19 protein-coding genes are annotated in these 23227 nt (G+C 69.5%); 2 read left to right on the forward strand and 17 right to left on the reverse strand.

Annotation, left to right across the window (positions count from 1 at the left end; translation table 11 throughout):
- Window position 1: 1 nt before the first annotated feature.
- From H6A07_RS07875 to H6A07_RS07910, 8 genes are all read right to left on the reverse strand, one after another.
- Window positions 2–1045 (reverse strand): RluA family pseudouridine synthase, encoded by a 1044-nt coding sequence (locus H6A07_RS07875; RefSeq protein ID WP_204814379.1) that lies wholly within the window; start codon window positions 1043–1045, stop codon window positions 2–4.
- Window positions 1046–1220: 175 nt separating this feature from the next.
- A complete protein-coding gene (gene lspA / locus H6A07_RS07880; protein ID WP_239471161.1) occupies window positions 1221–1733 on the reverse strand; it encodes a signal peptidase II in 513 nt (170 codons plus the stop codon).
- Between the two features lie 3 nt (window positions 1734–1736).
- Window positions 1737–4514: an isoleucine--tRNA ligase gene (gene ileS / locus H6A07_RS07885; RefSeq protein ID WP_239471165.1), complete on the reverse strand. Its 2778-nt coding sequence runs from the start codon at window positions 4512–4514 to the stop codon at window positions 1737–1739.
- 423 nt (window positions 4515–4937) lie between these two features.
- Window positions 4938–6056 carry a hypothetical protein gene (locus H6A07_RS07890; RefSeq protein ID WP_204814381.1) on the reverse strand — a complete coding sequence of 373 codons (1119 nt, stop codon included), beginning with the start codon at window positions 6054–6056 and terminating at the stop codon, window positions 4938–4940.
- Window positions 6046–6183, reverse strand: coding sequence for a hypothetical protein (locus H6A07_RS07895; RefSeq protein WP_204814382.1), 138 nt, complete (start codon window positions 6181–6183; stop codon window positions 6046–6048). The genes H6A07_RS07890 and H6A07_RS07895 overlap by 11 nt, the downstream gene beginning before the upstream one ends.
- On the reverse strand, window positions 6176–6379 hold the full coding sequence (locus H6A07_RS07900; protein WP_204814383.1) for a hypothetical protein: 204 nt from the start codon (window positions 6377–6379) through the stop codon (window positions 6176–6178). Before H6A07_RS07900 ends, H6A07_RS07895 begins: the two co-directional genes overlap by 8 nt.
- A 9-nt stretch (window positions 6380–6388) precedes the next feature.
- Window positions 6389–6571: a hypothetical protein gene (locus tag H6A07_RS07905; RefSeq protein WP_204814384.1), complete on the reverse strand. Its 183-nt coding sequence runs from the start codon at window positions 6569–6571 to the stop codon at window positions 6389–6391.
- Between the two features lie 47 nt (window positions 6572–6618).
- Window positions 6619–7086, reverse strand: a complete 468-nt coding sequence (locus tag H6A07_RS07910) for a hypothetical protein (protein ID WP_204814385.1) — start codon at window positions 7084–7086, stop codon at window positions 6619–6621.
- Between the two features lie 252 nt (window positions 7087–7338).
- Here H6A07_RS07910 and H6A07_RS07915 point away from each other — a divergent pair, with 252 nt between their 5' ends.
- Entirely contained in the window at window positions 7339–9225 is a 1887-nt protein-coding gene (locus tag H6A07_RS07915) for a fructose-1,6-bisphosphatase (protein WP_204814386.1), read from the forward strand.
- 280 nt (window positions 9226–9505) lie between these two features.
- Here the strand turns inward: H6A07_RS07915 and ftsH are convergent, their stop codons facing one another.
- Entirely contained in the window at window positions 9506–11413 is a 1908-nt protein-coding gene (ftsH, locus tag H6A07_RS07920; RefSeq protein WP_204814387.1) for an ATP-dependent zinc metalloprotease FtsH, read from the reverse strand.
- Between the two features lie 145 nt (window positions 11414–11558).
- A complete protein-coding gene (locus tag H6A07_RS07925; protein ID WP_204814388.1) occupies window positions 11559–12377 on the reverse strand; it encodes a TrmH family RNA methyltransferase in 819 nt (272 codons plus the stop codon).
- 112 nt (window positions 12378–12489) lie between these two features.
- Here H6A07_RS07925 and H6A07_RS07930 point away from each other — a divergent pair, with 112 nt between their 5' ends.
- A complete protein-coding gene (locus H6A07_RS07930; RefSeq protein WP_204814389.1) occupies window positions 12490–13935 on the forward strand; it encodes a L,D-transpeptidase in 1446 nt (481 codons plus the stop codon).
- A gap of 216 nt (window positions 13936–14151) precedes the next feature.
- On the opposite strand, the gene ffh is transcribed toward H6A07_RS07930, so the two are convergent.
- From ffh to rpmF, 7 genes are all read right to left on the reverse strand, one after another.
- The gene (gene ffh, locus H6A07_RS07935) at window positions 14152–15528 is read right to left on the reverse strand and encodes a signal recognition particle protein (protein WP_204814390.1); all 1377 of its coding nucleotides are present in this window, start codon (window positions 15526–15528) and stop codon (window positions 14152–14154) included.
- A 2-nt stretch (window positions 15529–15530) separates the two neighbouring features.
- Entirely contained in the window at window positions 15531–16430 is a 900-nt protein-coding gene (gene ftsY, locus H6A07_RS07940; protein WP_204814391.1) for a signal recognition particle-docking protein FtsY, read from the reverse strand.
- A complete protein-coding gene (gene smc / locus H6A07_RS07945) occupies window positions 16431–19967 on the reverse strand; it encodes a chromosome segregation protein SMC (protein ID WP_204814392.1) in 3537 nt (1178 codons plus the stop codon).
- 15 nt (window positions 19968–19982) lie between these two features.
- Complete coding sequence (gene rnc, locus H6A07_RS07950) at window positions 19983–20711, reverse strand: ribonuclease III (protein WP_204814393.1); 729 nt, start codon at window positions 20709–20711, stop codon at window positions 19983–19985.
- Window positions 20712–20725: 14 nt separating this feature from the next.
- Window positions 20726–20965 carry an acyl carrier protein gene (locus H6A07_RS07955; RefSeq protein WP_204814394.1) on the reverse strand — a complete coding sequence of 80 codons (240 nt, stop codon included), beginning with the start codon at window positions 20963–20965 and terminating at the stop codon, window positions 20726–20728.
- Between the two features lie 85 nt (window positions 20966–21050).
- On the reverse strand, window positions 21051–22040 hold the full coding sequence (gene plsX, locus H6A07_RS07960) for a phosphate acyltransferase PlsX (RefSeq protein ID WP_204814395.1): 990 nt from the start codon (window positions 22038–22040) through the stop codon (window positions 21051–21053).
- Between the two features lie 942 nt (window positions 22041–22982).
- Window positions 22983–23162, reverse strand: a complete 180-nt coding sequence (gene rpmF / locus H6A07_RS07965; RefSeq protein WP_204814396.1) for a 50S ribosomal protein L32 — start codon at window positions 23160–23162, stop codon at window positions 22983–22985.
- Window positions 23163–23227: the final 65 nt, after the last annotated feature.

Genomic DNA, 23227 nt, shown 5'->3' on the forward strand with positions numbered 1-23227 from the left:
CTTATCCCTCGCGCTCGGAGGCTCGTCCGTCGGGCGCCAGGCGCGGGCAGATGGCCTCCCCCGCCGGCGTCCGGCCCATGGACCTTTCGCCAAGCGATTCTAGTACATCGAGGAGGTCGGGCGGCAGGGTGTCGGCAAGCTCCACCGTCTCTCCCGTTACGGGGTGGTCGAAGCGGATGTGCCAGGAGTGCAGGAACTGGCGCGCGAGGCCCAGGTTCTGGCGGAGGTCGCCGCGCCCGTAGAGCGGGTCGCCCACGAGCGGGTGGCCCACGTGGCGCAGGTGGACGCGGATCTGGTGGGTGCGCCCCGTGTAGAGGTGGCACTCGATGAGCGTGTAGCCGTCGTCGCGCGGACCGGCCTCGAAGCGCTCGAGCACGCGGAAGGTCGTGATGGCCTCGCGGGCGCCGGGGGCGTCCGAGACGGCCATGCGCAGGCGGTCACGCGTGGAGCGGGCGATGCCGGTCTCGATGGTGCCCTCGTCGTGCGCGATCGGGCCGTGGACGAGCGTGACGTAGCGGCGGTCCAGGACGCGCAGGCGGATGAGGTCCTGCAGGGCCTTCTGGGTGGCGTCGTCCTTGGCAGCCACCATGAGACCGGAGGTCTCCATGTCGAGGCGGTGGACGATGCCGGGGCGCTCCTCGCCCTGGAGCATGCCGAGGTGGGCGTAGCCGCAGTGGGCGACGAGCGCGTTGGCCAGCGTGTCGTCCACGTGGCCCGGGCTCGGGTGGCAGACAAGGCCCGCCTGCTTGGAGAGGACGATGAGGTGGTCGTCCTCGAAGCGGATGTCGAGGGGGATGTAGGGGTTGGGCGCGAGCGGACCGCCCGCGTCCTCGGGCTCCTCCACGAGGGCACGCACCCGGTCGCCGAGCAGGACCTTCTCGGACTTGGAGGTGGCCGGCGTCTCGTTGATGGTGACGGCACCGTCCTCCACGAGGCGCGCGCAGGCGGAGCGCGAGGGCATGTCGGGAGCTGCGGCGAGGAAGGCGTCGAGCCGCATGCCGTCGGACTCGGGCCCCACAAGCAGGTTGACGGGACGCTGGGCCATCTGATGCCTCCTTTACGCCGCACGATCGCCGAGTCTGTAGTTTTTTGCCGCATCGCAAAGTACAGACTCGATGGACGACTTCGCTACCAGCGAAAACCTAATCGAAAATCGAGTCTGTACTCGGCTGGAGGCCAAAAAAGTACAGACTCGGCGAAATCCGCCCGCCGGACGGCGCCTACTCCCCCGCTGCGGCGCGCTCGCGGGCAACGTCCCAGCGCCACCACAGGACGAGCGCCACCGGAACGCCGCAGGTCACGAAGATGTCGGCCACGTTGAAGATCGCGAAGTCCATGAACGTGGTCTTGAAGAAGTCCGTGACGGCGCCGAGGGCCACGCGGTCGATCGCGTTGCCGACGCCGCCGCCGACCACACACGCCACCGCGAGCAGCAGCGGGAGCGGCACGTCCGAGCGCGCCCAGGCCACGTAGGCACCGGCGGCGCACATCGCGAGCGCGACGAGCACGAAGAGCGGGCCCGCCCCCTCCCCCATCGAGAACGCGGCGCCCGTGTTGTAGATGAGCGAGAGATCCATCACGCCCGGGATCAGCGTGACCGGCTCGCCCGGGACGAGCGCGGCGCGGGCCACCGCCTTGCTCAGCTGGTCGAGCGCCACGACCGCAGCGGCGACCAGCGCGAAGAGCGCCAGCCGCCGCGCGCGGGCGGAGTTCGTGGTGTCGGAGCCGGACAAGCCCTACTCCTCGAGCGCGGCCACCGCGTCGTGGCAGCGCTCGCAGAGGCCGTCCTCGCCGAGCTCGCGGAAGTTCCAGCAGCGCGGGCACTTCTCGCCCGCCGCCGGCTCCACGGCGCAGGAGAGCTCGTCGCCCTCCGCGAGGTCCACGTGCGAGCACACGAACGGCTCGGCCAGGTCGCAGCCCAGCGGCCCGGTCAGCAGCGCGAGGGTCTCGGCCGGCGCCGTCAGCGCGGCGCGGGCGGCCTGCGTGGTCTTCTCGGGCAGCGTGCCGTCGGCGATCGCGGTCTCGTAGGCCTTGGTGAACGCGGCACGGGCCTCCACGACGGCGTCGTAGGCCGCCAGATACGGCTCGTACTGCTCGGCGGTCCAGGGCGCCTGGTACCAGTCGAGAAGGGCGGCGTACTCCTGGCCGTCGCGCAGGGACGCCGGCAGGTAGCTCATGACCTCGTCGGTGGTGTAGACGAGGATGGGCTGCAGGTCGTGGACAAGCATCGAGAGGATCTGCGCCCAGACGGTGAGGGCGCTCCGGCGCTCGAAGCCGTCCTTCTCGCCGCAGTAGACGCGGTCCTTGGTGGCGTTGAGGTAGCCGTTGGAGAGCTCGGTGATCACGTAGTCGTAGAGCGTGCGGTAGACCTGGTTGAAGCGGTAGCCCTCGTAGGCGGCGCTCACCTGGTCGTGAACCTGGCAGAGGCGCGCGAGGGTGAGCTTGTCGTAACTGAGGAGCTCGTCATAGGGCACCGCGTCGGTCGCCGGGTCGAACTGGCCCTCAATCTCGCCCAGCAGGAACCGCAGCGTGTTGCGGAAGCGGCGGTACGCCTCGCCCACGTGGTCGAGGATCTGGCCGTCGCAGGGGATGTCGTTGGAGGTGTCCACCGAGGTGACCCACAGGCGCAGGATGTCGGCGCCGCGGGTGTCGCACTCCTTGTTGGGGTCGATCACGTTGCCGAGCGACTTGGACATCTTGCGGCCCTGGCCGTCCAGCGTGAAGCCCTGGGAGACCACGGACTTGTACGGCGCCACGCCGTAGGCGCCCACCGAGGTCATGAGCGAGCTCATGAACCAGCCGCGGTGCTGGTCGGAGCCCTCGAGGTACATGTCCGCCGGGAACGTGAGGTTGTCGCGGTGGCGGCAGACGGCGGTGTGGGAGACGCCGGAGTCCCACCACACGTCCAGGATGTCCTTGTTGGCCTTGAGGTGGTGTCCGCCGCACGCGGGGCAGACGCAGGCGTCACCGAGGTAGCTCGCGGGGTCGTCGGTGAACCAGGCGTCGGAGCCCTTCTCGCGGAAGAGCTTAATCACGGCGTCGAGCGTGTCGTCGTTCATGACGGTCTCGCCGCAGTCCTGGCAGGTGAAGGCCGGGATGGGAACGCCCCAGTTGCGCTGGCGGCTGATGCACCAGTCCGGGCGGCCCTCAACCATCGAGCCGATGCGCTTGATCGCGTGGCTCGGGTAGAACCGCACCTTCGAGAGCTCCTCGAGCGCCTGCTCGCGGAGGCTCTTGCCGCCGCGCAGCGGCTTGTCCATCGAGACGAACCACTGGCTCGTGGCGCGGAAGATGACGGGCTCCTTGCAGCGCCAGCAGTGCGGGTAGCTGTGGGAGATGTCCTCGTGGAGGATCAGCACGCCGCGCTCGTCCAGCCACTCGATGATCTTGGGGTTGGCCTCGTTCACGTCCATGCCGGACCACGGGCCGCCCGTGCCGATCTTGTCGCCCACGAAGAAGCGGCCGTCGTCGTCCACGGGCATGACCGTGGGGATGCCGAACTTCTGGCCGGCGAGGTAGTCGTCCACGCCGTGGCCGGGAGCGCAGTGCACGACGCCCGTGCCGTCGTCCAGGGTGACGTAGTCGGCGTAGATGAACTCGCCCGTCTCGCCCTGGTCGCCAAAGATCGGCTGCTTGTAGCGGTTGTGCGCGAGCTGCTCGCCCGTGGCGCGCCAGGGCTCGCCGTCCTCGCCGCGCACGAGCTCAACCTCGCCGTAGCCGAACTTCCCCACCAGGCGCTCAGCCAGCGCCTCGGCCACGATCTCCGCGTGGCCGTCGTGCACGAGCGCCACGTAGGCGGCCTCGGGGTGCAGGATCACGGCGTCGTCGGCGGGAAGGGTCCAGGGCGTGGTGGTCCAGATGTCCACGAAGAGCCTGCCGGCCCACTCCTCCAGGCCCTCCGGCACCGTGGTCATCTCAAAGCGCACGAAGATGGCGGGGCTGACCTCGTCGCCGTACTCGATCTCCGCCTCGGCGAGCGCCGTGTGGCAGTGGCTGCACCAGTGGACGGGCTTGGAGCCCTGCACGATCGCGCCGGCGTCAAAGATGGCCTTGAAGATCTCCACGTCAGTGGCGTCGTAGTCGTTCACGTAGGTGAGGTAGGGGTTGTCCCACTCGCCGAGGACGCCCAGGCGCTTGAAGCCCTGGCGCTGGGTGTCCACCTGCTCGACGGCCATCGTGCGGCAGAGCTCGCGGACCTTCTCGGTGGGGAGCTGGTTGAACTTCTCCGTGCCGAGCATGGTCTCCACCTTGTGCTCGATCGGCTGGCCGTGGCAGTCCCAGCCGGGGACGTACGGCGTCTGGTAGCCGCGCATGGACCAGTAGCGGTTGATGATGTCCTTGGAGATCTTGTTCTGCGCGTGGCCCAGGTGGATGGGGCCGTTGGCGTACGGGGGGCCGTCGTGCAGGACGAACTTCTCGTGCCCCTCGTTCTTGGCGATCATCTGCTCGTAGACGTGGTTCTCCTCCCACATCGCCAGGCGCTTGGGCTCGTTGACGGCCAGGCTGGCGCGCATGGGAAAGCCCGTGCTCGGCAGGTTGGTCGTCTTCTTGTACTCGTTCTTGGCCACGCTTTCCTCTCTTCCCGTCCTCCGGAACGCAAGAAGCGCCCCGTCCCACGTGCTGGGACGAAGCGCTTCCAAGGCACTTCGCTTGTGAACCACCCAGCGAGCGGACATCCGCCTTACTCGGCTGGCCTGTGTCGGCGGCCACTCCGGCGACGCCTACTCGCGCGGCGAGAAGAACCTCCTCCTCCCGACACGCTTTGGGGCCGCGGCTCGGGGGTGATCTTCTCCGGGACGCGGCCGCGGGCTCCCACCGTCCCCGCTCTCTCTGGGCCGCGCGCCCCCGGGTACTCTCCCCGTCAACGCCTTGGCTCAGCATGGTAGCACGGATGCGGGCGAAGGGGCGAAATACGACGAGAAGAACTTGGGACAGACCTAGCCGCTCACCGGGTCGTAGCCATACAGCCACGTCCCGTAGGCAAACATGGTCCCCGGTTTGGAGTATCCCGCGAAGACGGCCGCGTCCTTGGGGGCATACGTGCCGCTCTCGGGATGAATCGCCCATCCGACGATCTTCCTGAACTTGTCCACGTAACCCTCGGAGATGTTGCCGACGCTCCACTTCTGCTTGCCGCCGGTGAGGGCAGAGCTCATAAAGACGCACGTCAGCTCGCGCGTCTCGCCGACCTCGAGGTCGTCGCCCGCGTCGTACATCGTCGTTCCGTAGCTCACGTGCGTCGCGCAGGCGGAGAAGTCCATGCGCGAGACCTCGCCATAATCGGGGTTGATGCCCGTCACGGCGTTGTCGAAGGGGTTGAGGTAGCGAGTCTCGTAGACATGCTCCTCGATCTCGTCCATCGTCGGGGCGGCGTCAAACGTCGCCGGCTGCGACAACGGTCCGAACGTCGCGACCTCGTACTTAAGACTTCCCCCATCATCGATGATGATGAAGTCGGAGAAGTCGTCCACGTTGTAGAGTGGGTTGAGCGTGAGTACCATGCCCGGGGCCTTCTTGCCCGGGGTCGTGTTGCTAAGCGTCACGGAGCACACCGAGAAGTCGAAGTAGAGGCCCACCTGCCCCGGCTTGCCCTCCGTCGAGTCGACCGTTATCGCAGGGTTGGGGTCGTAGTCGATCCGGTAGGTGTAGCCGTCCCAGTCGGTGTAGGTGAACGAACCCTCCCCCGGTTTGCGCAGTTCGACCGCGCCCTGGGCGTCGGAGAGCTCCTGGGCCGCCGCGCCGTAGGCGTCGGCGGCTGCCTCCAGCCGCTCGGTCGCCTCGGCGAGCCCCTCGGACGTCTCGGGCTCGTCCTCATACTCGCTGTGGGCGTCCTCAACGGCGGAGGCGTCGGCGAGCGCCGCCTCGAACGCCGTCAGGTCGTCAGGGTTCTTGACGACGCCCGCCCGGAACTCCTCGTCCGCCTCCTGTGCCGACGCGATGGCGTCCTGCCGCGCGGACCACGACTCCTCGGCCTCGTCGCGGGCGGACGCGAAGTCCTCCCGCGCGTCGTCAGACCCCTCCGCAACCGCCGGGGATCCGGACGCCCTACGTGTCAACGGCAGCGTTTCCGCAGCCCACGACGCCTGACGTGAGACCGAGAAGCCCCAACGTGACGGCGGCGCGCCGGGAGATCCCGCCGCGCACGGACGGCCCGGGCCCGCCCCTTCTTGAAGCGTCAGCCATCGGACGCCTCCTCTCGCTCGCCGCGCGGCGCCCCGCCGCCAGCCTCCCGAGCCGCGTCAGGGGCGCCGCCTCTGGCCGCAGCGTCGGCGGCAGCGTTCGCCGCACGGTCCCCGATGCTGTTCACGACGTTCCCGACGACGTCTCTCAGGAGCCAGATTCCGACGATCACGGCAATCAGCAGAATGAGCTCACCCATGGCGCGCCCCTATCGCTTGAATCGGTCGCTCAGGTTCTCCGCCTCGGAGGACTGGTACTTTCCCGCACTCTTGTCGATGTGCTTGCGCGCGGCGTCGACACCGGCCCCCACGCCCTTGCGAATGAGCCCCCTCACCACGGCGACGCCCACAACAAAGAGCACGAGCACCACAATCGGAGGTACGCTTTCCATGTCAATCACCTTTCCCTGGACCAAAGACGCCGCCTCGACGAAGGGCCCTAGAAGATGGGGCGCTTCGTCGTGATGTCCTCCTTCTTGGTGGAGACCTGCGTGTTGGGGTCGAGCGAGACGAAGATCTTCTCCACCGCCGTCAGGAGGAGGTTCATGTCCTCCGCGTAAAGGGGAGACCCATACCGGGACTTCCAGTTGGTGAACTTGAAGACGTACACGGACTTCTCGTCGGTGTTCTCGGTCCGGGAGAGCACCGCCCCGAAGGGCCCCTCGAACACCACCTGCTGGGCGTTGCCGTGCATCGTGACCCCCGCCTTGGCGCCGGGCTGTGCGGCCTTGAACGCGGAGGTGAGCTCCCCGTCGGCAAGGTGCCTGAGCGTGAACGTCTCGGAATACTCGACGAAGTCGCGCGCCCTGCTGAGGGTGCTCCCCTCCTTGCGGTGCTGGACCTTCTGGTAGAAGCCGATCGCCGCAATCACGAGCGCGATGATGATCGCAATCGTCTTGACGTCCATCAAATCTCCTCTCAACGGCATCTAGGCGCAGACTACCCCCCCCCCGAGCAGCCACGTCAAGAGAAAAACGTGAACAAGTTTGTTACGTCTTTGTGCCCGGGGGACCGGCGCCCCGAGAGCTGTTCGCCCCGGACTACGAGCGCACGCGCCGCCGCCCGCCATGTCCTTCTCGCCCTTCTCGCCGAAAACCGGTTGCCGGAATCGTTCCCGGGCGCGCACCATGGGAAGACCACGCGTCGAGAGGGGGCCCGCATGCCAGACCGCAAGTACCTCGAGCTGCTCTCCGAGAAGTTCCCCACGGTGCGCTCCGCCCTCGCGGAGATCATCAACCTCGAGGCCATCCTCAACCTGCCCAAGGGCACCGAGCACTTCATCTCCGACGTCCACGGCGAGTACGACGCCTTCAAGCACATCCTCAACAACTGCTCCGGCGTCATCCGCGAGCGCGTGGCCGACATCTTCCGCTTCGAGCTCACGGGCGGCGAGCAGGCCGACCTCTGCACGCTCATCTACTACCCGCACCGCAAGCTCCGCCGCCTCGCCGCGGCCGGCGTCGTCACCGAGGAGTGGTACGCGATCACGCTCATGCGCCTCGTGCGCCTGGCTCGCTACCTCTCCGACTCCTACACGCGCTCCAAGGTCCGCAAGGCCATGCCGCCCGAGTACGCCTACATCATCGACGAGCTGCTCCACGCCTCCCCCGGCGAGGGCGACGAGCGCCAGGGCTACCACCGCCGCATCATCGACACGATCGTGGACACCGGCTCGGCGAACGACTTCATCGTGAGCCTGGCGTCGCTGATCAAGCGCCTCGCGGTGGACCACCTGCACGTGGTCGGCGACGTCTTTGACCGGGGCGGCCACGCCGACAAGATCCTCGACCGCCTCATGGAGTACCACTCGGTCGACCTGCAGTGGGGCAACCACGACATCGTCTGGATGGGGGCGGCGGCCGGCTCGGCCACGTGCCTGGCGGCCGTGATCCGCAACAACATCCGCTACGACTCCCTGCAGATCCTCGAGAGCGCCTACGGCATCTCCCTGCGCGAGCTGGCGCTGTTCGCCGAGGCGACGTACCGCTCGGGCGAGGCCATGAGCCCGCTCGAGAAGGCCATCTCGGCGATACTCTTCAAGCTCGAGGGGCAGACCATCCTGCGCCACCCCAACTGGCACATGGAGGACCGCCTCCTGCTCGGGCGCGTAGACGCGGCGCGCGGCACGGTCCGCATGGGCGAGAAGGACCACGAGCTCGTCACGCGCGACTTCCCCACCGTGGACTGGTCGGACCCCTACGCGCTCTCCGACGACGAGGTCCGCGTGATGGACAACCTGCTCGCCGCCGTGCGCACCTCCCACCAGCTCGGCGCGCACGTGAACTTCCTCTACGAGCACGGCAGCGCCTACCTCGTCCACAACGACGACGTCCTCTTCCACGCCTGCGTTCCCATGAACGAGGACGGCACCTTCCACCCGGTGAACCACCAGGGGCAGCTCCTGGCCGGCAAGGCCTACTACGACTACGCCGACCGCCTCGCCCGCCGCGCGTGGCAGGAGAGCGACGAGGTCTCGCTCGACTGGATGTGGTACCTGTGGTGCGGCCGCTACTCGCCGCTCTCCGGCCGCCTCATGAAGACCTTCGAGCGCACCTACCTCACGGACCGCGCGACCTGGGCCGAGCCGCGCGACCCCTACTACGCGCTCACCGACGACGTGGCGGTCTGTCGGCGCATCCTCGAGGAGTTTGGCGTTGACCCCGAGCGCGGCCACATCATCAACGGCCACACCCCCGTCCACGCCTCGGAGGGCGAGAAGCCCGTGCGCTCCGGCGGGCACCTGCTGGTCATCGACGGCGGGTTCTGCCAGGCCTACCACAAGACCACCGGCATCGGCGGCTACACGCTCATCTCCGACCCGCGCGGCATGCGCATCAAGGCGCACCGCCCGTTCGGCTCGATCGCGGACGTGCTCGACCTCAACGCGGACATCATGAGCGACGACGACCGCTTCGAGCTGGAGCCGCGCCCGCTCACCGTGGGCGACACCGACACCGGGGAGGAGATTCGCGAGCAGATCGCCGACCTGCGGGCCCTGCTCGCCGCCTACCGGGCGGGCGAGCTGCCGGAGCGGCGCGGGGCGTAAGCGTCCTTCCGGAAAACGCCGCCCTTGTCGCGGGGCGTTCTAGAAATCGCCGCCCGTGCGCGCTGGCGTTGCGCACGGGCGGCGATTCTCGGACACATGAGCGGGCAAACCCCGGGATTCTTGGAAGATGCGCGACAAGAACGGCGATTCCCGGAACGCGCTGCGACAAGGGCGGCGTTTCTCGGAACGCGCTGTGACAAGGGCGGCGTTTCTCGGATGCCCGCGCGCCAACCCCGGCGATTCCCGGACGGGACGACGGGGTTGGCGCGCGGGCCGGGCCCTACTCGGCAGGCGCCGGCGTGGGCATCTTGGGCGCGAAGCCGTCGTCGCGGGTGAGGATGTTCATGAACTCCTCGCCCGTGATGGTCTCCTTCTTCTGGAGGTAGTGGGCGATCTCGTGCAGCTTGAAGCGGTTGTCGCGCAGGGTCTTGAGGGCGCTCTGGTGGCCCTCCTCGACGAGCGCCTGGACCTCGGCGTCGATCTCCTGCGCCGTGCCCTCCGAGCAGGTGAGCTGCTGCCCGCCGCCCAGGTAGCGGCTCGCGGGCTGGCCGAGCTGCACCATGCCGAACTTGTCCGACATGCCGTACTGCGTGACCATGGCACGCGCGAGCTGCGTGGCCTTCTCGATGTCGTTGGAGGCGCCGGTGGTCATCTCGCCGAAGATGAGCTCCTCGGCCGCGCGGCCGCCGCAGAGCACCGCGATCTTGTCCTTGGCCTCCTGGCGCGTGGTGAGGAAGTGCTCGTCCTCCTCGACCTGCATCGTGAAGCCGAGCGCACCCGAGGTGCGCGGGACGATCGTGATCTTGGAGACGGGCGCCGAGCCCTTCTGCATGGCCGCCACGATGGCGTGACCGGTCTCGTGGTAGGAGACGACCTCCTTCTCGTGCGGGGAGAGGACCGTGGACTTCTTCTTCTCGCCGGCGATGACCACGTCGACGGACTCGAGCAGGTCCTCCTGCGTCACGCGGCGCCTGCCCATGCGCACGGCGCGCAGCGCCGCCTCGTTGATGATGTTGGCGAGGTCCGCGCCCGAGGCGCCCGGCGTGGAGCGCGCGACGACGGCGAGGTCGATGCCCGGCTCCATCTTGACGTCGTCCGCGTGGATCTTGAGGATGGCCTCGCGGCCGGCGAGGTCCGGCAGCTCCACCGGGATGCGGCGGTCGAAGCGGCCCGGGCGCAGCAGCGCCTGGTCGAGGGTCTCGGGGCGGTTGGTGGCCGCCAGCACGACGATGCCCTTGTGGTTGTCGAAGCCGTCCATCTCGGAGAGGAGCTGGTTCAGGGTCTGCTCGCGCTCGTCATTGGAGGAGAGCGAGGTGTCGCGCCGCTTGCCCACGGCGTCGATCTCGTCGATGAAGATGATGCAGGGGGCCTTCTCGTTTGCCTGCTTGAAGAGGTCGCGCACCTTGGCGGCGCCGCGTCCCACGAACATCTCCACGAAGGCCGAGCCCGCGATCTGGAAGAACGTGACGCCCGCCTCGCCGGCGACGGCCTTGGCGAGCAGCGTCTTGCCCGTGCCCGGAGGGCCCACGAGCAGGGCGCCGCGCGGGCAGCGCGCGCCAATCTCGGTGTACTTGTCGGGGTTCTTGAGGAAGCTCACGATCTCCTCGAGCGACTCCTTGGCCTCGTCCTGGCCGGCCACGTCCTTGAACGTGACGCCGGTCTCCTCGCCCTTGATCTCCTTGGCGTTGGACTTGCCGAGGCCGCCCCCGCCGAACGCGCCGCCGCCGAAGTTCATCGACGGGCCGTCGTCGCCCATGGCCTTCTTCATGCGGCGGTTCAGCCACCAGCCGATGCCGAGGAAGATGAGGATCGGCAGGCCGTAGGAGACGAGCAGCATGAGCCAGAGGTCGCCGGAGGTGTCCTGGATCTCGGAGACCATGGTCACGTTGTGCGCGTCGAGCAGCTGGGCGGTCGACTCCTCGGTACCGTTGAAGAGCACCGTGGAGTAGAGCTTCTGGCTCTCCCCCTCGCCGGTCGCGAAGTTCAGCTCGGGGTTGCCGTAGACCGACTCGGCCTGCGTCACCTCGCCCTTCTCGACCATGTCGACGAACTCGCTGTAGTCGACGGAAGTGACCTGCGCGGCGCGCAGGTTGGGGTAGAGCGTCTGGCTGATCGCGAGGTACGCGACGATCGCGATCAGGATGTAGAGCAGCATCGAGCGGCGACGCCTGTTGTCGTTCATGTCCATCGTGTGAGCTAGCCCTTCGCCTCGGGTGGTCCTTGGGTCTAGAGATACCCAGAAACGCCATTGTAAACACCGGGGGCCGCGAGGTCCCGCGCGTTTCCACGCGCGTTACGGGGCGCGCGGGCGGCCGGCAGGACCCGCGCACGCCCTACCGGAAGAGCTGCCAGAGGGCGACCGCCGAGCTGGCGGCGACGTTCAGCGAGTCCACGCCGCGCGCCATCGGGATGATCGCGGTGCGGTCGCAGGCGTCGAGCGCGGCGCGGGAGAGACCGTGGCCCTCGTTGCCAAAGAGCAGCGCGCGGCGGTCGGCGGGGGCGAGCGCGGGGTCGTCGAGGGGGACGGCGCCGGGCTCGAGGGCGAGCGCCACGCACGTGAAGCCCCGCGCCCGCAGGTCGTCGAGCGTGCCGACGGGCCAGGCGCCCGTCTCGGCGCGGGCCCACGGCAGCTTGAACACGCAGCCCATCGACACGCGCACGGCGCGCCGGGAGAGGGGGTCCGCGCAGCGGGGCGAGAGCACGACGGCGTCCGCGCCGAGCGCGGCGGCGTTGCGGAAGAGCGCGCCCACGTTGGTCACGTCCACGAGGTCCTCAAGGACGACGACGCGGCGGGCGTCGCGGGTCACCTCCTCGACCGTGCGCGGGGCCGGGCGGTCCATCTCGCACAGGAGCCCCCTCGTGAGGCGGAACCCCGTGAGCCGCGCCACCTGGTCGTGCGGCAGCACGTACGCCGGGACGTCGTCAGCCACGCGGGCGAGAAGGGCCTCGCTCGCGGTGAGGTCGCGCTCGTCGACGAGCAGCGAGCGCGGGGTCGCGCCGCACTCCAGCGCGACCTCCACGACCATGCGCGACTCGGCCACCAGCACGCCGCGCCCCACCTCGAGGGCGTTTCTGAGCTGGTGGTCCGTCAGGCGAGCGTAGACGTCGAGGCGCTCGTCGGAGAGGTCGGACACATGAATCAGGCGTGCCATCGTCACGCTCCCGTCAACTTTGCCAATACTCGCCAACACCGGGCGCTTCCTAGGTTAGGATACTGAAGAGCAAAAGCATGAAACCACTACGGTTCCGTCACCAAGGTGAGCAATGGCAAGTCACATGAACCCCTCCTCCCCGGGCAAGGCCCGGGGACGGCACAAGCTGGTCTGGATCGTCCCCGTCGTCCTTCTCGCCCTGGTGGCGCTCGTCTACCTGGGGGGCGTGGTCGCCTTCCACATCGTCTTCATGCCCGGGACCGTCCTCGACGGCACCGACGTCTCCCTGCGCCTGGCGAGCGAGGTCGCCGAGGAGAAGGCCGGGTCGCTCTCCGGCTACCAGGCCCACGTGAGCGGCGACGGCGTCGACCTCACGGTCTCCGCCGACCAAATCGACCTCGCCTACGACGGCGACGCCTACGCGCGGGAGGCCATCGACGCGAGCAACCCCTGGACGTGGCCCGTCGCCCTGACCCAGCCCGAGCGCCCCGTCAGCGCCGCGAGCGCGGTCGTCTTTGACCGGGACGCGCTGCTCGCGCTCTTTGAGCCGTTCGAGAGCGCGGCGCAGGAGAGCGCCGCGAGCCTGGGCGGCAAGGCGGTCATCTTTGACGCCGAGGCCGGCACCTTTGGCCTCGACCCCTCCATCACGGCCCAGTACCTCGACGACGACGCCCTGGTCGACGCCCTCTCGCAGGCCTTCACCGCCCAGCAGGAGGAGATTGCACTCGGCGACGACGTGCTCTCCGGCTCCGACGACGCCCTCCACGCCGCCGTCGACGCCGCGAACGCCTACCTCGGCGGCGCCGGGACCACCCTAACGCTCGACGGCGAGACGGCGGCTGAGGTGACGCCCGAGGTCATCGCCGGCTGGGTGACGGTCGCCGACGACCTCTCCGTCTCCCTCAGCACCGACGCCGCCGCCAGCTGGGCGAGCGAGAGCGTGTCGCGGCTCAACACGGTCGGCGCCACGCGGACCTACACCCGCGCGGACGGCAAGGAGGTCACCGTCGAGGGCGGCACCTACGGCTGGAAGGTCAACGAGTCCGGCGTCGCGGACGCGCTCGTGGCCGCCGTGAGCGACGAGTCCCCCCAGGCGATCGAGGTGCCCTTCGACCAGCGCGGCACGGTCGTCCCCGACGCGGGCGGGCGCGACTGGGGCCAGCGCTACATCGACATCGACCTCTCCGAGCAGCACGTCCGCATGTACGGCGACGACGGCTCCGTCGTCTGGGAGTCCGACTGCGTCACCGGCAACACGTCCATGGGCTGGGGGACGCCTACCGGCGTCTACACGATCAACGAGAACATGCAGCGCGACACCGTGCTGATCGGGCTCGACTACAACGGGGACAACGAGCCCGACTACAAGACCCCGGTCAGCTACTGGATGCCGTTCGTGGGCAACCTCGTCGCCCTGCACGACGCGCCGCGCTCCAGCTTTGGCGGGACCATCTACCAGTGGAACGGCAGCCACGGCTGCGTGAACCTGCCCTACGCCAAGGCCGAGTCGCTTTACGGCCTCGTAAAGGTCGGCGATGTCGTGGTGGTGCACTGGTAGGGAGCGCGGCCGCCGGCACCCCTGCGTCGCTTCTGTCCAACAGCTCGCGCAGCTCGGGATTACCGGTACTGCCGAGTTACGCGCGTCGGTCGCGGCATCGCGGCGCGCGCAGGTCGAGAAAACCGTCCGTTTGGACAAGAATCCCGACCTACGCGTTCTTGTCGGCCTGCGTAGGTCGGGATTTCTGGAAACGGGTGCAGCAGCAAGCAGCGGCACTTAGAACGGCAGGCCCGCGCCGCCGCCCATGTTGCGCATCATCTGCTGCATGGCGCGCCGACCCTTCTTGCCGCCGCCCTGGGCGGCGAGCCCGCGCATCCGGCCCATCATCTTGTTCATCTCGCCCCACTGCTTGATGAGCTGGTTGACCTCCTGCACGCTGCGGCCGGAGCCGACGGCGATGCGGCGGCGGCGCTGCCCGTTGATGATCTTCGGGCGGGCGCGCTCCTCCTTGGTCATCGAGCGGATGATCGCCTCGATGCGCGTGAGCTGCTCGTCGCTCGCGGCCTGCGGGACCTGCGCCATCGCGCGCTCCATGCCCGGGATCATGCCCATGAGCTTCTGGAGGCCGCCCATCTTGCGGATCTGCTGCATCTGGGCGAGCAGGTCGTCCATCGTGAAGCCCTCGCGCAGCATCCGCTCGGCGTCGGCCACCTGCTGCTCGTCGGCCACCTTCTGGGCCTGCTCGATGATGCCCACCACGTCGCCCATGCCGAGGATGCGCTTGGCCATGCGGTCGGGGTGGAAGACCTCGAGCGAGTCGGGCTTCTCGCCCATCGAGACGAACTTGATCGGCTTGCCGGTGACCTCACGGACCGACAGCGCGCCGCCACCGCGGGCGTCGCCGTCGAGCTTGGACATGATGACGCCGTCAAAGTCCACGCGGTTGGCGAACTCCGTGACCACGTTGACGATGTCCTGGCCGGTCATCGCGTCGACGACCATGAGGATCTGGTCGGGGCGCACCGCGCGCTTGATCGCGACGGCCTCCTCCATCATCTCCTCGTCGATCTGCAGGCGGCCGGCCGTGTCCACGATCACGACGTCGCAGAGGCGGTCGACCGCGTCGCGGATCGAGCCCTCCGCCACGGCCACCGCGTCGCGCCCGTCACCCCGGAAGACCGGCACGCCGATCTCGCCGCCGAGCGTGGCGAGCTGGTCGGCGGCCGCCGGGCGGTGCGTGTCGCACGCGGCCAGAAGCGGGCTGTGCCCCTGGGACTTGAGCAGGTAGGCGAGCTTGGCCGCCGCCGTGGTCTTGCCGGAGCCCTGCAGGCCCACGAGCATGATCACGTTGGGCGTGCGGTTCTGCGCGAGCGTGAGCCGCGAGTCCGTGGAGCCGAGAAGGGCCGTGAGCTCGTCGAGCACCACGCGCACGACGTTCTGTGCCGGCGTGAGCGAGGAGAGGACGTCGGCGGAGAGGCACTTCTCCTTGCAGCGCCCGACGAACTCCTTGACCACGCGGTAGTTGACGTCGGCCTCGAGCAGGGCCATGCGGATCTCGCGCATCGCGACGTTGATGTCGTCCTCGGTGAGGCGGCCCTTGCCCCGCAGGCGCTCGAAGGTGTCCTGGAGGCGGTCGGAGAGAGAGTTGAACATGGCTACATCCCTTCACCCACGAGCGCGCGGCAGAACTCGAGCGCGTCGAAGGTCTGGAGGTCGTCGAGGGTCTCGCCCACGCCGATGCGGTAGATGGGCAGGCCCAGCTGGCTGGAGATGGCAAGGGCGATGCCGCCCTTGGCGGTGCCGTCGAGCTTGGTCACGATGAGGCCGTCGAGCTCGAGCGCGTCGTTGAACTCGCGCGCCTGGTTGAGGCCGTTCTGGCCGGTGGTGGCGTCGATCACGAGCACCACCGAGACGGGCAGCGAGCTGCGCTTGCGCGTGACGTTCACGACCTTCGCGAGCTCGCGCATGAGGTCGGAGGAGGTGTGCAGGCGCCCGGCGGTGTCGATGAGCACGAGCTCGGAGCCGCGCCGCTCGGCCTCCTCGACCACCTCGTAGCAGACGCTCGCCGGGTCCGCGCCGCGCTCGCGCGTCACCACATCGACGCCGGCGCGCCTGCCCCAGACCTCGAGCTGCTCGATCGCGGCGGCGCGGAAGGTGTCCGCCCCGCCGATGAGGCAGCGCGTGCCCGCCTCGCGGGCGCGGCCGGCGAGCTTGCCGACCGTGGTCGTCTTGCCGGCGCCGTTGATGCCCACGAAGAGCACGCAGCTCGGCAGGTCGGTGAAGGGGTCGCGGCCGGCTGCGGGGAACTCGGCGGCGAGGCGGCGGGCGAGCGCGTCGCGCAGCTGCCCGGCGCGGGTGAGGTTCTCGCGGGCCGCCTGCTCGCGCAGGTCGTCGGCCACGCGCAGGGCCACCTCGGCGCCCATGTCGCCCATCACGAGCGTGTCCTCGAGGTCCTCCCAGAAGTCCTCGTCGACCTCGCCGCCCATGTAGAAGATCTCGTTGATGGCCTCGCGGGAGCGCTTGAGGCCGGCCCTCAGGCTGTCGAGAAGACCCATCTATGCATCAACCACCTTTCCGGTATCGCGGTCGAGACGCTGGGACACCACGTGGCTCACGCCGTCGGCCTGCATGGAGACGCCGTAGAGCACGTCGGCCTGCTCCATGGTGCGGCGCTGGTGCGAGATGACGATGAGCTGCGTGGTGGACTTGAGCTGCTCGATGGCGTCGAGCAGCTTGGAGAGGTTGGAGTCGTCGAGGGCGGCCTCCACCTCGTCGAAGACGTAGAACGGCACGGTGCGCACCTTGTAGACGGCAAAGAGCAGCGCGAGCGCCGTGAGGGACTTCTCGCCGCCGCTCATGAGCATCATCTTGGCAAGCTTCTTGCCGCGCGGCTGGGCCACGATCTCGATGCCGGTCTCGGAGGGGTTGTCCGGGTCGGTCATCTCGATGTGGGCCTGCCCCCCCGGGAACAGCAGCGCGAAGATCTCCGAGAAGTTCGCGTTGACGCGCTCGAAGACCGTCAGGAAGCGGTTGCGCATCTTGCGGTCGATCGCCGCCGTGATCTTGCGCAGGGCCACGCGGGCGTCCTCGAGGTCGGTGACCTGCTCGTCGATGTAGTCGTAGCGCTCCTTGAGGCGCAGGTACTCGTCCATCGCCACGGCGTTCACCGGGCCGATCGACTCGATCTGCGAGCGCAGCGCGGCGACGCGGCGCTCGGCCTCGTCGCGGTCGTCGGGGGGCGGGCACTCGAGGGCGTCGTCGAGGACGGCGCCGGTCGCCACGATCGCGTTGACCGAGGTCTGCACCTGCACCTCGAGCTTGCCGAGGTCCACCTTGACGCCGGTCGCGGCGCCCCGCGCGTCCTCGAGCTCCGCCGTGGCGGCGCTCACGGCCTCGCGGGCGTCGCCGATCGTGCGCTTAAGCGAGTCGGAGTCCGCCTCGGCGAGCGAGGCGCGGTCCTTGAGGCGCGCCGCCCACTCGAGGGCGCGCTCGCGGATCGCGTCGTAGCGGTCGTGGAGCGGGTCCACGCGCAGGCGCACGACCTCGAGCGCGCGCGAGGAGCGCCGCGTGGCCTCGATGCGCGCGTCGAGCTCGGACACGCGCGCGGAGAGCTCGCGGTCGCGGCGCTCGAGCCCGGCGCGGCGCTCGCTCGTCATCGCGAGCTCGAGCCGGCCGTCGGAGAGCGCCTTGGAGGCCTTGCCCTGGTCGCGCACCGCCGCCTCGTGCTCGGCCGTGCGCTCGGAGAGGCGCCCGGCGAGCTCGTCGGCCTGCTCGCGCGCCGCGCGGGCGGCGGAGCGGTGCTCCTCGATCTGCGCGCGGGCCGCGGCGGCGCGCTCGGCGGACGCGGCGCGCCTCTTGGTGACCTGCGCGCGCTCGGAGGTCGCGTTCGCGAGCTGCGCCTCGAGCCGGCCGCGCTCGGCGGTCGTCGAGGAGAGCTCGGCGCGCACCCGGGCGATCTCGCCCTTCGCGGCAGCCTGCTCCTCGCGGGCCTTCGCGAGGGACGCCTCCGCCTCCGCGACGGCGTCGGCCGCCTCGGCGAGGCGCTCCTCGAGCGCGGGCATGCCGCCCACGAGCTCACGGATGCGCCGCTTGCGCTCGAGCGCGCCGGACTCGCTCGTGGTGACGCTCCCCACCCGGACGCGGCCGTCCGGCAGGACGAGCGCCCCGTCCTCGGCGACGTAGGTGGCCCCGGGCGCCTTCGCGTGGGCGCGCACGGCCTCCGCGGCGGAGCCCACCAGGCGCACGCTGCCGAGAAGGGCCTCGAGCAGCGGGCGCGCGGCGTCGGAGGCGCGCAGGCGCGAGACGAGCGGCATGCCCGGCGCGTCGGCGGGCACGGGGGCGCGCCCGGCGAGCGCCGCCGAGACGATCGCGGCGGCGCCGTCCTTGTCGGCCATCGTGCGGGCGCGCTCGACGAGCGCCGTCACGTCGTCGACGCCGTCCACCACGAGCGCGGCGAGGTCGTCGCCCAGCAGGCGCTCCACGAGCGACTCCACCGCCGGGTCGGCGTCCACGAGGTCGGCGAGGCGGCAGCGCACGCGCGGCTCGTCGGCGGCGAGCGCGGCCACGAGCGGGCTCGCGGACTCCACGTCGGTGTCCACGGCGCGCAGCGCCTCGAGCGTCGCGGTCGCCGACGAGAGGGCGCGCTGGGCCTCGGCGTGCTCGCCGCGCGCGGCGCTCAGGGCCCCCGCCTGCGCGGTGATGGCGGTCGAGAGGCTGCCCTCCCGCTCGCGCGCGGCCTCGAGCGCGGCCTCGAGGTCCTCCACGCGCCCGGCGCGCTCAGCGACGGCCTCCTCGGTCGTCCGCACGGTCTCCTCGAGCTGCTCGAGGCGCGAGGCGAACATCTGGTCCTCGACCTCGGCGTTCGAGATCTGGTCCTCGAGCTTGGCGTAGGCGAGCGTCTCGCGGTCCGCCTCGGCGCGCGCGGCGCGCTCCTCGGCCGTGATGCCGGAGAGCTCCTCGTCCAGGGCCCGCCGGCGCTCGCTCGCCTCGCGCGCGGCGCGCGAGAGCCCCTCGACCTCCTCGCGCAGGCTCCCCTCGCGCACGCGCGCGTCGGAGAGGTCGCCGGCGACGCCCTCGTGCTCCTCGGCGGCGTCGGCGCGCTGCTTCTCCATCGTGGAGAGCTGCATGCGCATGTCGGAGAGGCGCGCGACCATGTTCTTGCCCTTCTCCTCCAGAAGGCGCATGTCCGCGTCCATCCGGCCGAGAAGGTCCTGCATGCGGCGGCGCTGCTCGCCGAGGTCGCCCACGAAGAGGCCCTTCTGCTCGAGCAGCGACTGGAGCTTCTCGAGCTCGGCGCTCTTCTCGTCCAGACGGTACTGGGCGAGCTCGCAGGCGGCGTCGGCCTCCTTGCCGCGCGCCTCGAGCCGTGCGTACTCCTCCTGGAGGCGCCGCAGGTCGTCGACCGCGAGCTGGATCTCCAGGGCCTTGAGCTCCTCCTCGAGCTGCTTGGCGCGCTGGGCCTTGTCCACCTGGCGCTCGAGCGGGCGCAGCTGGCGGGCGATCTCGCGGGAGAGCATCTTGGCGCGCGCGAGGTTCTCGTCCATCGAGACGAGCTTCTTCTGGCTGCGCTCCTTGCGGCGGCGGTGCTTGGAGATGTCGGCCGCCTCCTCGATGAGGGCGCGGCGCTCCTCCGGGCGGCTCGAGAGGATCGAGTCGAGCTTGCCCTGGGAGATGATCGAGTGCGTGTCCTTGCCGAGGCCGGAGTCGTGCAGGATGTCCTGGACGTCCATGAGGCGGCTCGGCGCGCCGTTGATCAGGTACTCGGACTCGCCGGAGCGATACATCCGTCGCGTGATGCCGACCTCGTTGAAGTCGATCGGCAGCGTGTGGTCGGAGTTGTCGAGCACGAGCGTGACCTCGGCCACGCCCACCGCCGAGCGCGCCGACGAGCCCGAGAAGATCACGTCCTCCATGGCCTGGCCGCGCAGCTGCTTGGCGCTCTGCTCGCCCAGGACCCACAGGATCGCGTCGGAGACGTTGGACTTGCCGGAGCCGTTGGGGCCCACGACCACGGTGAGGCCAGGGTCGAAGACCATGTGGGTGCGGTCCGCGAAGGACTTGAACCCCTTGAGTGTCAGCGACTTCAGGTACACGTGCGCTCCCCCGTGCTAGTTGGTGGTCCCGGCGCCCGTGAAGTCCCCGGCCTCGGCGTAGCCGAGCCGCACGAGCGCGTCGACGGCGGCGGCGCTCTCCGAGGCCTTCTTCGAGGAGCCCGAGCCGCGCCCGATGCGCCGCCCCTCCACGAGGACGACCGAGGTGAACGTGGGGTCGTGGGCCGGCCCCTCCTCCGAGACGAGCTTGTACTCGGGGCCGCAGTGCCACTCGCGCTGGGTGATCTCCTGCAGGCGGGACTTGGGGCTGATGGGCTTCTCGGCAAGCGCCGGGGAGACCTCGGGGCCGAGCGTCGCCATCACGAACGCGTGGGTGACGACGTAGCCGGCGTCCAGGTAGAGCGCGCCCACGAGCGCCTCGTAGACGTTCTCGAGCGCGGAGTGCATGCCGCGCTCGCCGGTGCCGCGCTCGGACTCGCCCATCACGATGAGCGGCGCGAGGCCCAGGCGCGCGGCCACGCTCGAGAGCATCTTGCCCGAGACGAGGCTGATCTTGGCCTGCGTGAGGGCGCCCTCGTCCATGTCCGGGAAGCGCGCGAAGAGGTCCGTGGCCACGATGGCGCCCAGGATCGAGTCGCCCAGGAACTCGAGGCGCTCGTAGGACGCCGAGACCGGGCGCCCCTCGGCGGCCGAGGGGTGCGTGAGGGCGGAGACGATCAGGTCCTGGTTCTCAAAGTGGTGGCCGCAGACCCGCTCGGCCTCGGCCACGCGCTGGTGCATCTTCAACGATCGGACCCCCGCTACCGGGCGGCGGCGATGGCGTCGACGACCTGGCCGATCGTGACGATCGAGCCCACCGCGTCGTCCGCGAAGGTCATGGAGAACTCGTCCTCGAGCGCGGTCACGAGCTCGAGCAGGTCGAACGAGTCGGCGCCGAGCTCCTTGAGGTTGGTGGTCTCGTCGAGCGTGACGTCCTCCCCGAGCGAGAGCGTGTCGTCGACGACCTCGATGACCTTGGCGAGAATAGCGTCGCGGTCCATGGTTCCTCCTTGCGTGCGGGGCGCGGGCGCCCCTGGTTGCGTGTCCCTCAGATTCTACCCCGTCGGGCGCGGCGGCGCCTCGGCGCTAGCCGGCGATCTCGCAGGCGTCCGCGATCTTCTCGCAGAGCCCCGCGCGCACGGCGGCGGCCGCGGCGAGCGTGCCCTTGCGGACCGCCTGCGCGCTCGTGGCGCCGTGGCCCTTCACCACCGGGGCGCGCAGGCCCAAAAGGATCGCGCCGCCGTACTCGTCGCCGGACATCTCGGCGGCAAGCGACTTGAGCGACCCGGCGAGCAGCGCCATGCCGATCTTGTTGGTGAGCGACGCCTCCATCGCGGCCTTGAGCCGCTTGATGACGAACTTGCCCGTGCCCTCGATGGACTTGAGGGCCACGTTGCCGGTGAAGCCGTCCGCCACGATCACGTCAAAGGTGCCGGCGAGCAGGTCCGTGCCCTCGGCGTTGCCCGCAAAGCCGCAGTTGCCGGCCTCGAGCGCCGCGTGGTAGGCGAGCGCCATCTCCGAGCCCTTGGTGTCCTCGGAGCCGTTGCAGAGAAGCCCCACGCGCGGGCTCTCCACGCCCAGGACGGCGTGGCTGTAGGCGCGTCCCATGTGCGCGAACTGCACGAGCACGTCGGGCTTGACGTCGGCGTTGGCGCCCATGTCCAGAAACACGGTCGGCCTGCCGGAGACGCCGGGGAACGGCAGCGAGAGCGCGGGGCGCTTGATGCCCTTGAGCCGTCCCACGCCAAAGGTGGCGGCGGTGAGCACGGCGCCGGTGGAGCCGGCCGAGAAGAGCCCGTCGGCCTCGCCCGCGCGCACGGCGGCGGCGGCGCGCACGATGCTCGCGTCCTTCTTCTGGCGCACGGCGTTGGCCGGGTGCTCGGACATCGCGATGACCTGGGTCGTCACGAGCGCCCGCGCGCGGCTGTGCGCGGCGGCGAAGGGCTCGACCACCTCGGCCGCACCGGCGACGAGCACCTCGAGCTCGGAATCGTCCTCGAGCGCCTGGGCCACGCCCTCGAGCAGGACCTCGGGCTCCTTGTCCGCTCCCATGACGTCTACGCAGATGGTGGTCATGTCTCCCCTTTCGCGCGTTCTTATCGCCCTCCATTATGCCACGTCGCGCGCGTCGCCCGCGCTTGTTGCCCGACGCGTTCCCGGAATTGCCGCGCCCGTCACGCGCGCTTCCGATATTTGGGAACCGTGACCCGAGACGTTCCAGGATTTGCCGCTCGTGTTCCGACCGCCTCCAAGAATCGACGCCCTTGTCGCAGAGCGTTCCCGGAATCGTCGACCTTGTCTCAGGATGTTCCGAGAATCGGCGCCCTGTCACAGGGCGCCCCAGGAATCGCCGACCTTGTCCCAGTGTCTTCTAGAAATCGCCACCCTTGTCACAGGGCGCTCCAGGAATCGTCACCCTTGTTGCGAGCACCTCTACGAATTGGCTCCCTTGTTCCGGCATCTTCCGAGAATCGCTGACCTTGTTCCGAGGGCATCTAGGAATTGCCGACCTTGTCGTGGGGTCTTCCGGGAATCGGGGCCCTTGCCCCGGCATCCTCTTGAAATCGCCGGCCTTGTCCCGGCCGTTTCTAAGAATCGTCAGCCTTGCACCACCCAAAGTGGGTTCGGCGGGACAAGGGCGCGCATTGCTGGACGCTGGGATGACAAGGGCAGCGTTTTCTAGACGGCCACGCGACAAGGGCGGCAATTCTTGGAGGCGGCCGGGACAAGGACGGGGATTCTCGGAAGGCGCCGGGACAAGGGCTCCGATTCCCGGAGCGTCTTGTGACGAAGACGCCGATTCTTGGAGGCAATCGGAACAGGGTCGGCGATTCCGGGAACGCTCTGCGACAGGGGCGCCGATTCTCGGAACGCTCTGCGACAAGGGCGGCAATTCTTGGAGGCGGCCGGAACGGAGGCGCCGATTCCTGGGCCCGCGTCCGGCGAGAAGGACCTCGGCGCACGCAAAACGGGGCCGGACCCGAAGGGCCGACCCCGTCACGTCGTCTGTGAGCGGTGCTACTCGGTGACGATGACCTCGCGGTCCTTGTAGTGACCGCAGTTGGGGCACACGTGGTGCGGGAGCTTGGGGGCGCCGCACTGCGGGCACACGGAGCGCGCCGGCGCGCCGAGCTTGCTGTTGGCCGAACGACGGGAGTGGGTGGCGCCGCGGCCCTTCTTCTGCTTGGGTACTGCCATGTCAAACCTCTCTTGTCACGAAGGCGCCCGCCGCTCGCCCACGGAGGCGCTCATTACCAATTCAC

The sequence above is a fragment of the Olsenella uli genome (assembly GCF_016899935.1).
In the GTDB taxonomy this organism is placed as follows: Bacteria; Actinomycetota; Coriobacteriia; order Coriobacteriales; family Atopobiaceae; genus Thermophilibacter; species Thermophilibacter uli_B.

Excerpts from the sequence above, each read along its gene's own strand:
- H6A07_RS07875 (WP_204814379.1), bottom strand. The coding sequence starts at position 1,045 with ATGGCCCAGCGTCCCGTCAACCTGCTTGTGGGGCCCGAGTCCGACGGC.
- ileS (WP_239471165.1), bottom strand. The coding sequence starts at position 4,514 with ATGCGCGCCAGCCTGGCCGTCAACGAGCCCAAGCGCCTGGCGATGTGG.
- H6A07_RS07895 (WP_204814382.1), bottom strand. The coding sequence starts at position 6,183 with ATGGCTGACGCTTCAAGAAGGGGCGGGCCCGGGCCGTCCGTGCGCGGC.
- H6A07_RS07900 (WP_204814383.1), bottom strand. The coding sequence starts at position 6,379 with ATGGGTGAGCTCATTCTGCTGATTGCCGTGATCGTCGGAATCTGGCTC.
- H6A07_RS07905 (WP_204814384.1), bottom strand. The coding sequence starts at position 6,571 with ATGGAAAGCGTACCTCCGATTGTGGTGCTCGTGCTCTTTGTTGTGGGC.
- H6A07_RS07910 (WP_204814385.1), bottom strand. The coding sequence starts at position 7,086 with ATGGACGTCAAGACGATTGCGATCATCATCGCGCTCGTGATTGCGGCG.
- H6A07_RS07915 (WP_204814386.1), top strand. The coding sequence starts at position 7,339 with ATGCCAGACCGCAAGTACCTCGAGCTGCTCTCCGAGAAGTTCCCCACG.
- ftsH (WP_204814387.1), bottom strand. The coding sequence starts at position 11,413 with ATGGACATGAACGACAACAGGCGTCGCCGCTCGATGCTGCTCTACATC.
- H6A07_RS07925 (WP_204814388.1), bottom strand. The coding sequence starts at position 12,377 with ATGGCACGCCTGATTCATGTGTCCGACCTCTCCGACGAGCGCCTCGAC.
- H6A07_RS07930 (WP_204814389.1), top strand. The coding sequence starts at position 12,490 with ATGGCAAGTCACATGAACCCCTCCTCCCCGGGCAAGGCCCGGGGACGG.
- ffh (WP_204814390.1), bottom strand. The coding sequence starts at position 15,528 with ATGTTCAACTCTCTCTCCGACCGCCTCCAGGACACCTTCGAGCGCCTG.
- ftsY (WP_204814391.1), bottom strand. The coding sequence starts at position 16,430 with ATGGGTCTTCTCGACAGCCTGAGGGCCGGCCTCAAGCGCTCCCGCGAG.
- H6A07_RS07955 (WP_204814394.1), bottom strand. The coding sequence starts at position 20,965 with ATGGACCGCGACGCTATTCTCGCCAAGGTCATCGAGGTCGTCGACGAC.
- plsX (WP_204814395.1), bottom strand. The coding sequence starts at position 22,040 with ATGACCACCATCTGCGTAGACGTCATGGGAGCGGACAAGGAGCCCGAG.
- rpmF (WP_204814396.1), bottom strand. The coding sequence starts at position 23,162 with ATGGCAGTACCCAAGCAGAAGAAGGGCCGCGGCGCCACCCACTCCCGT.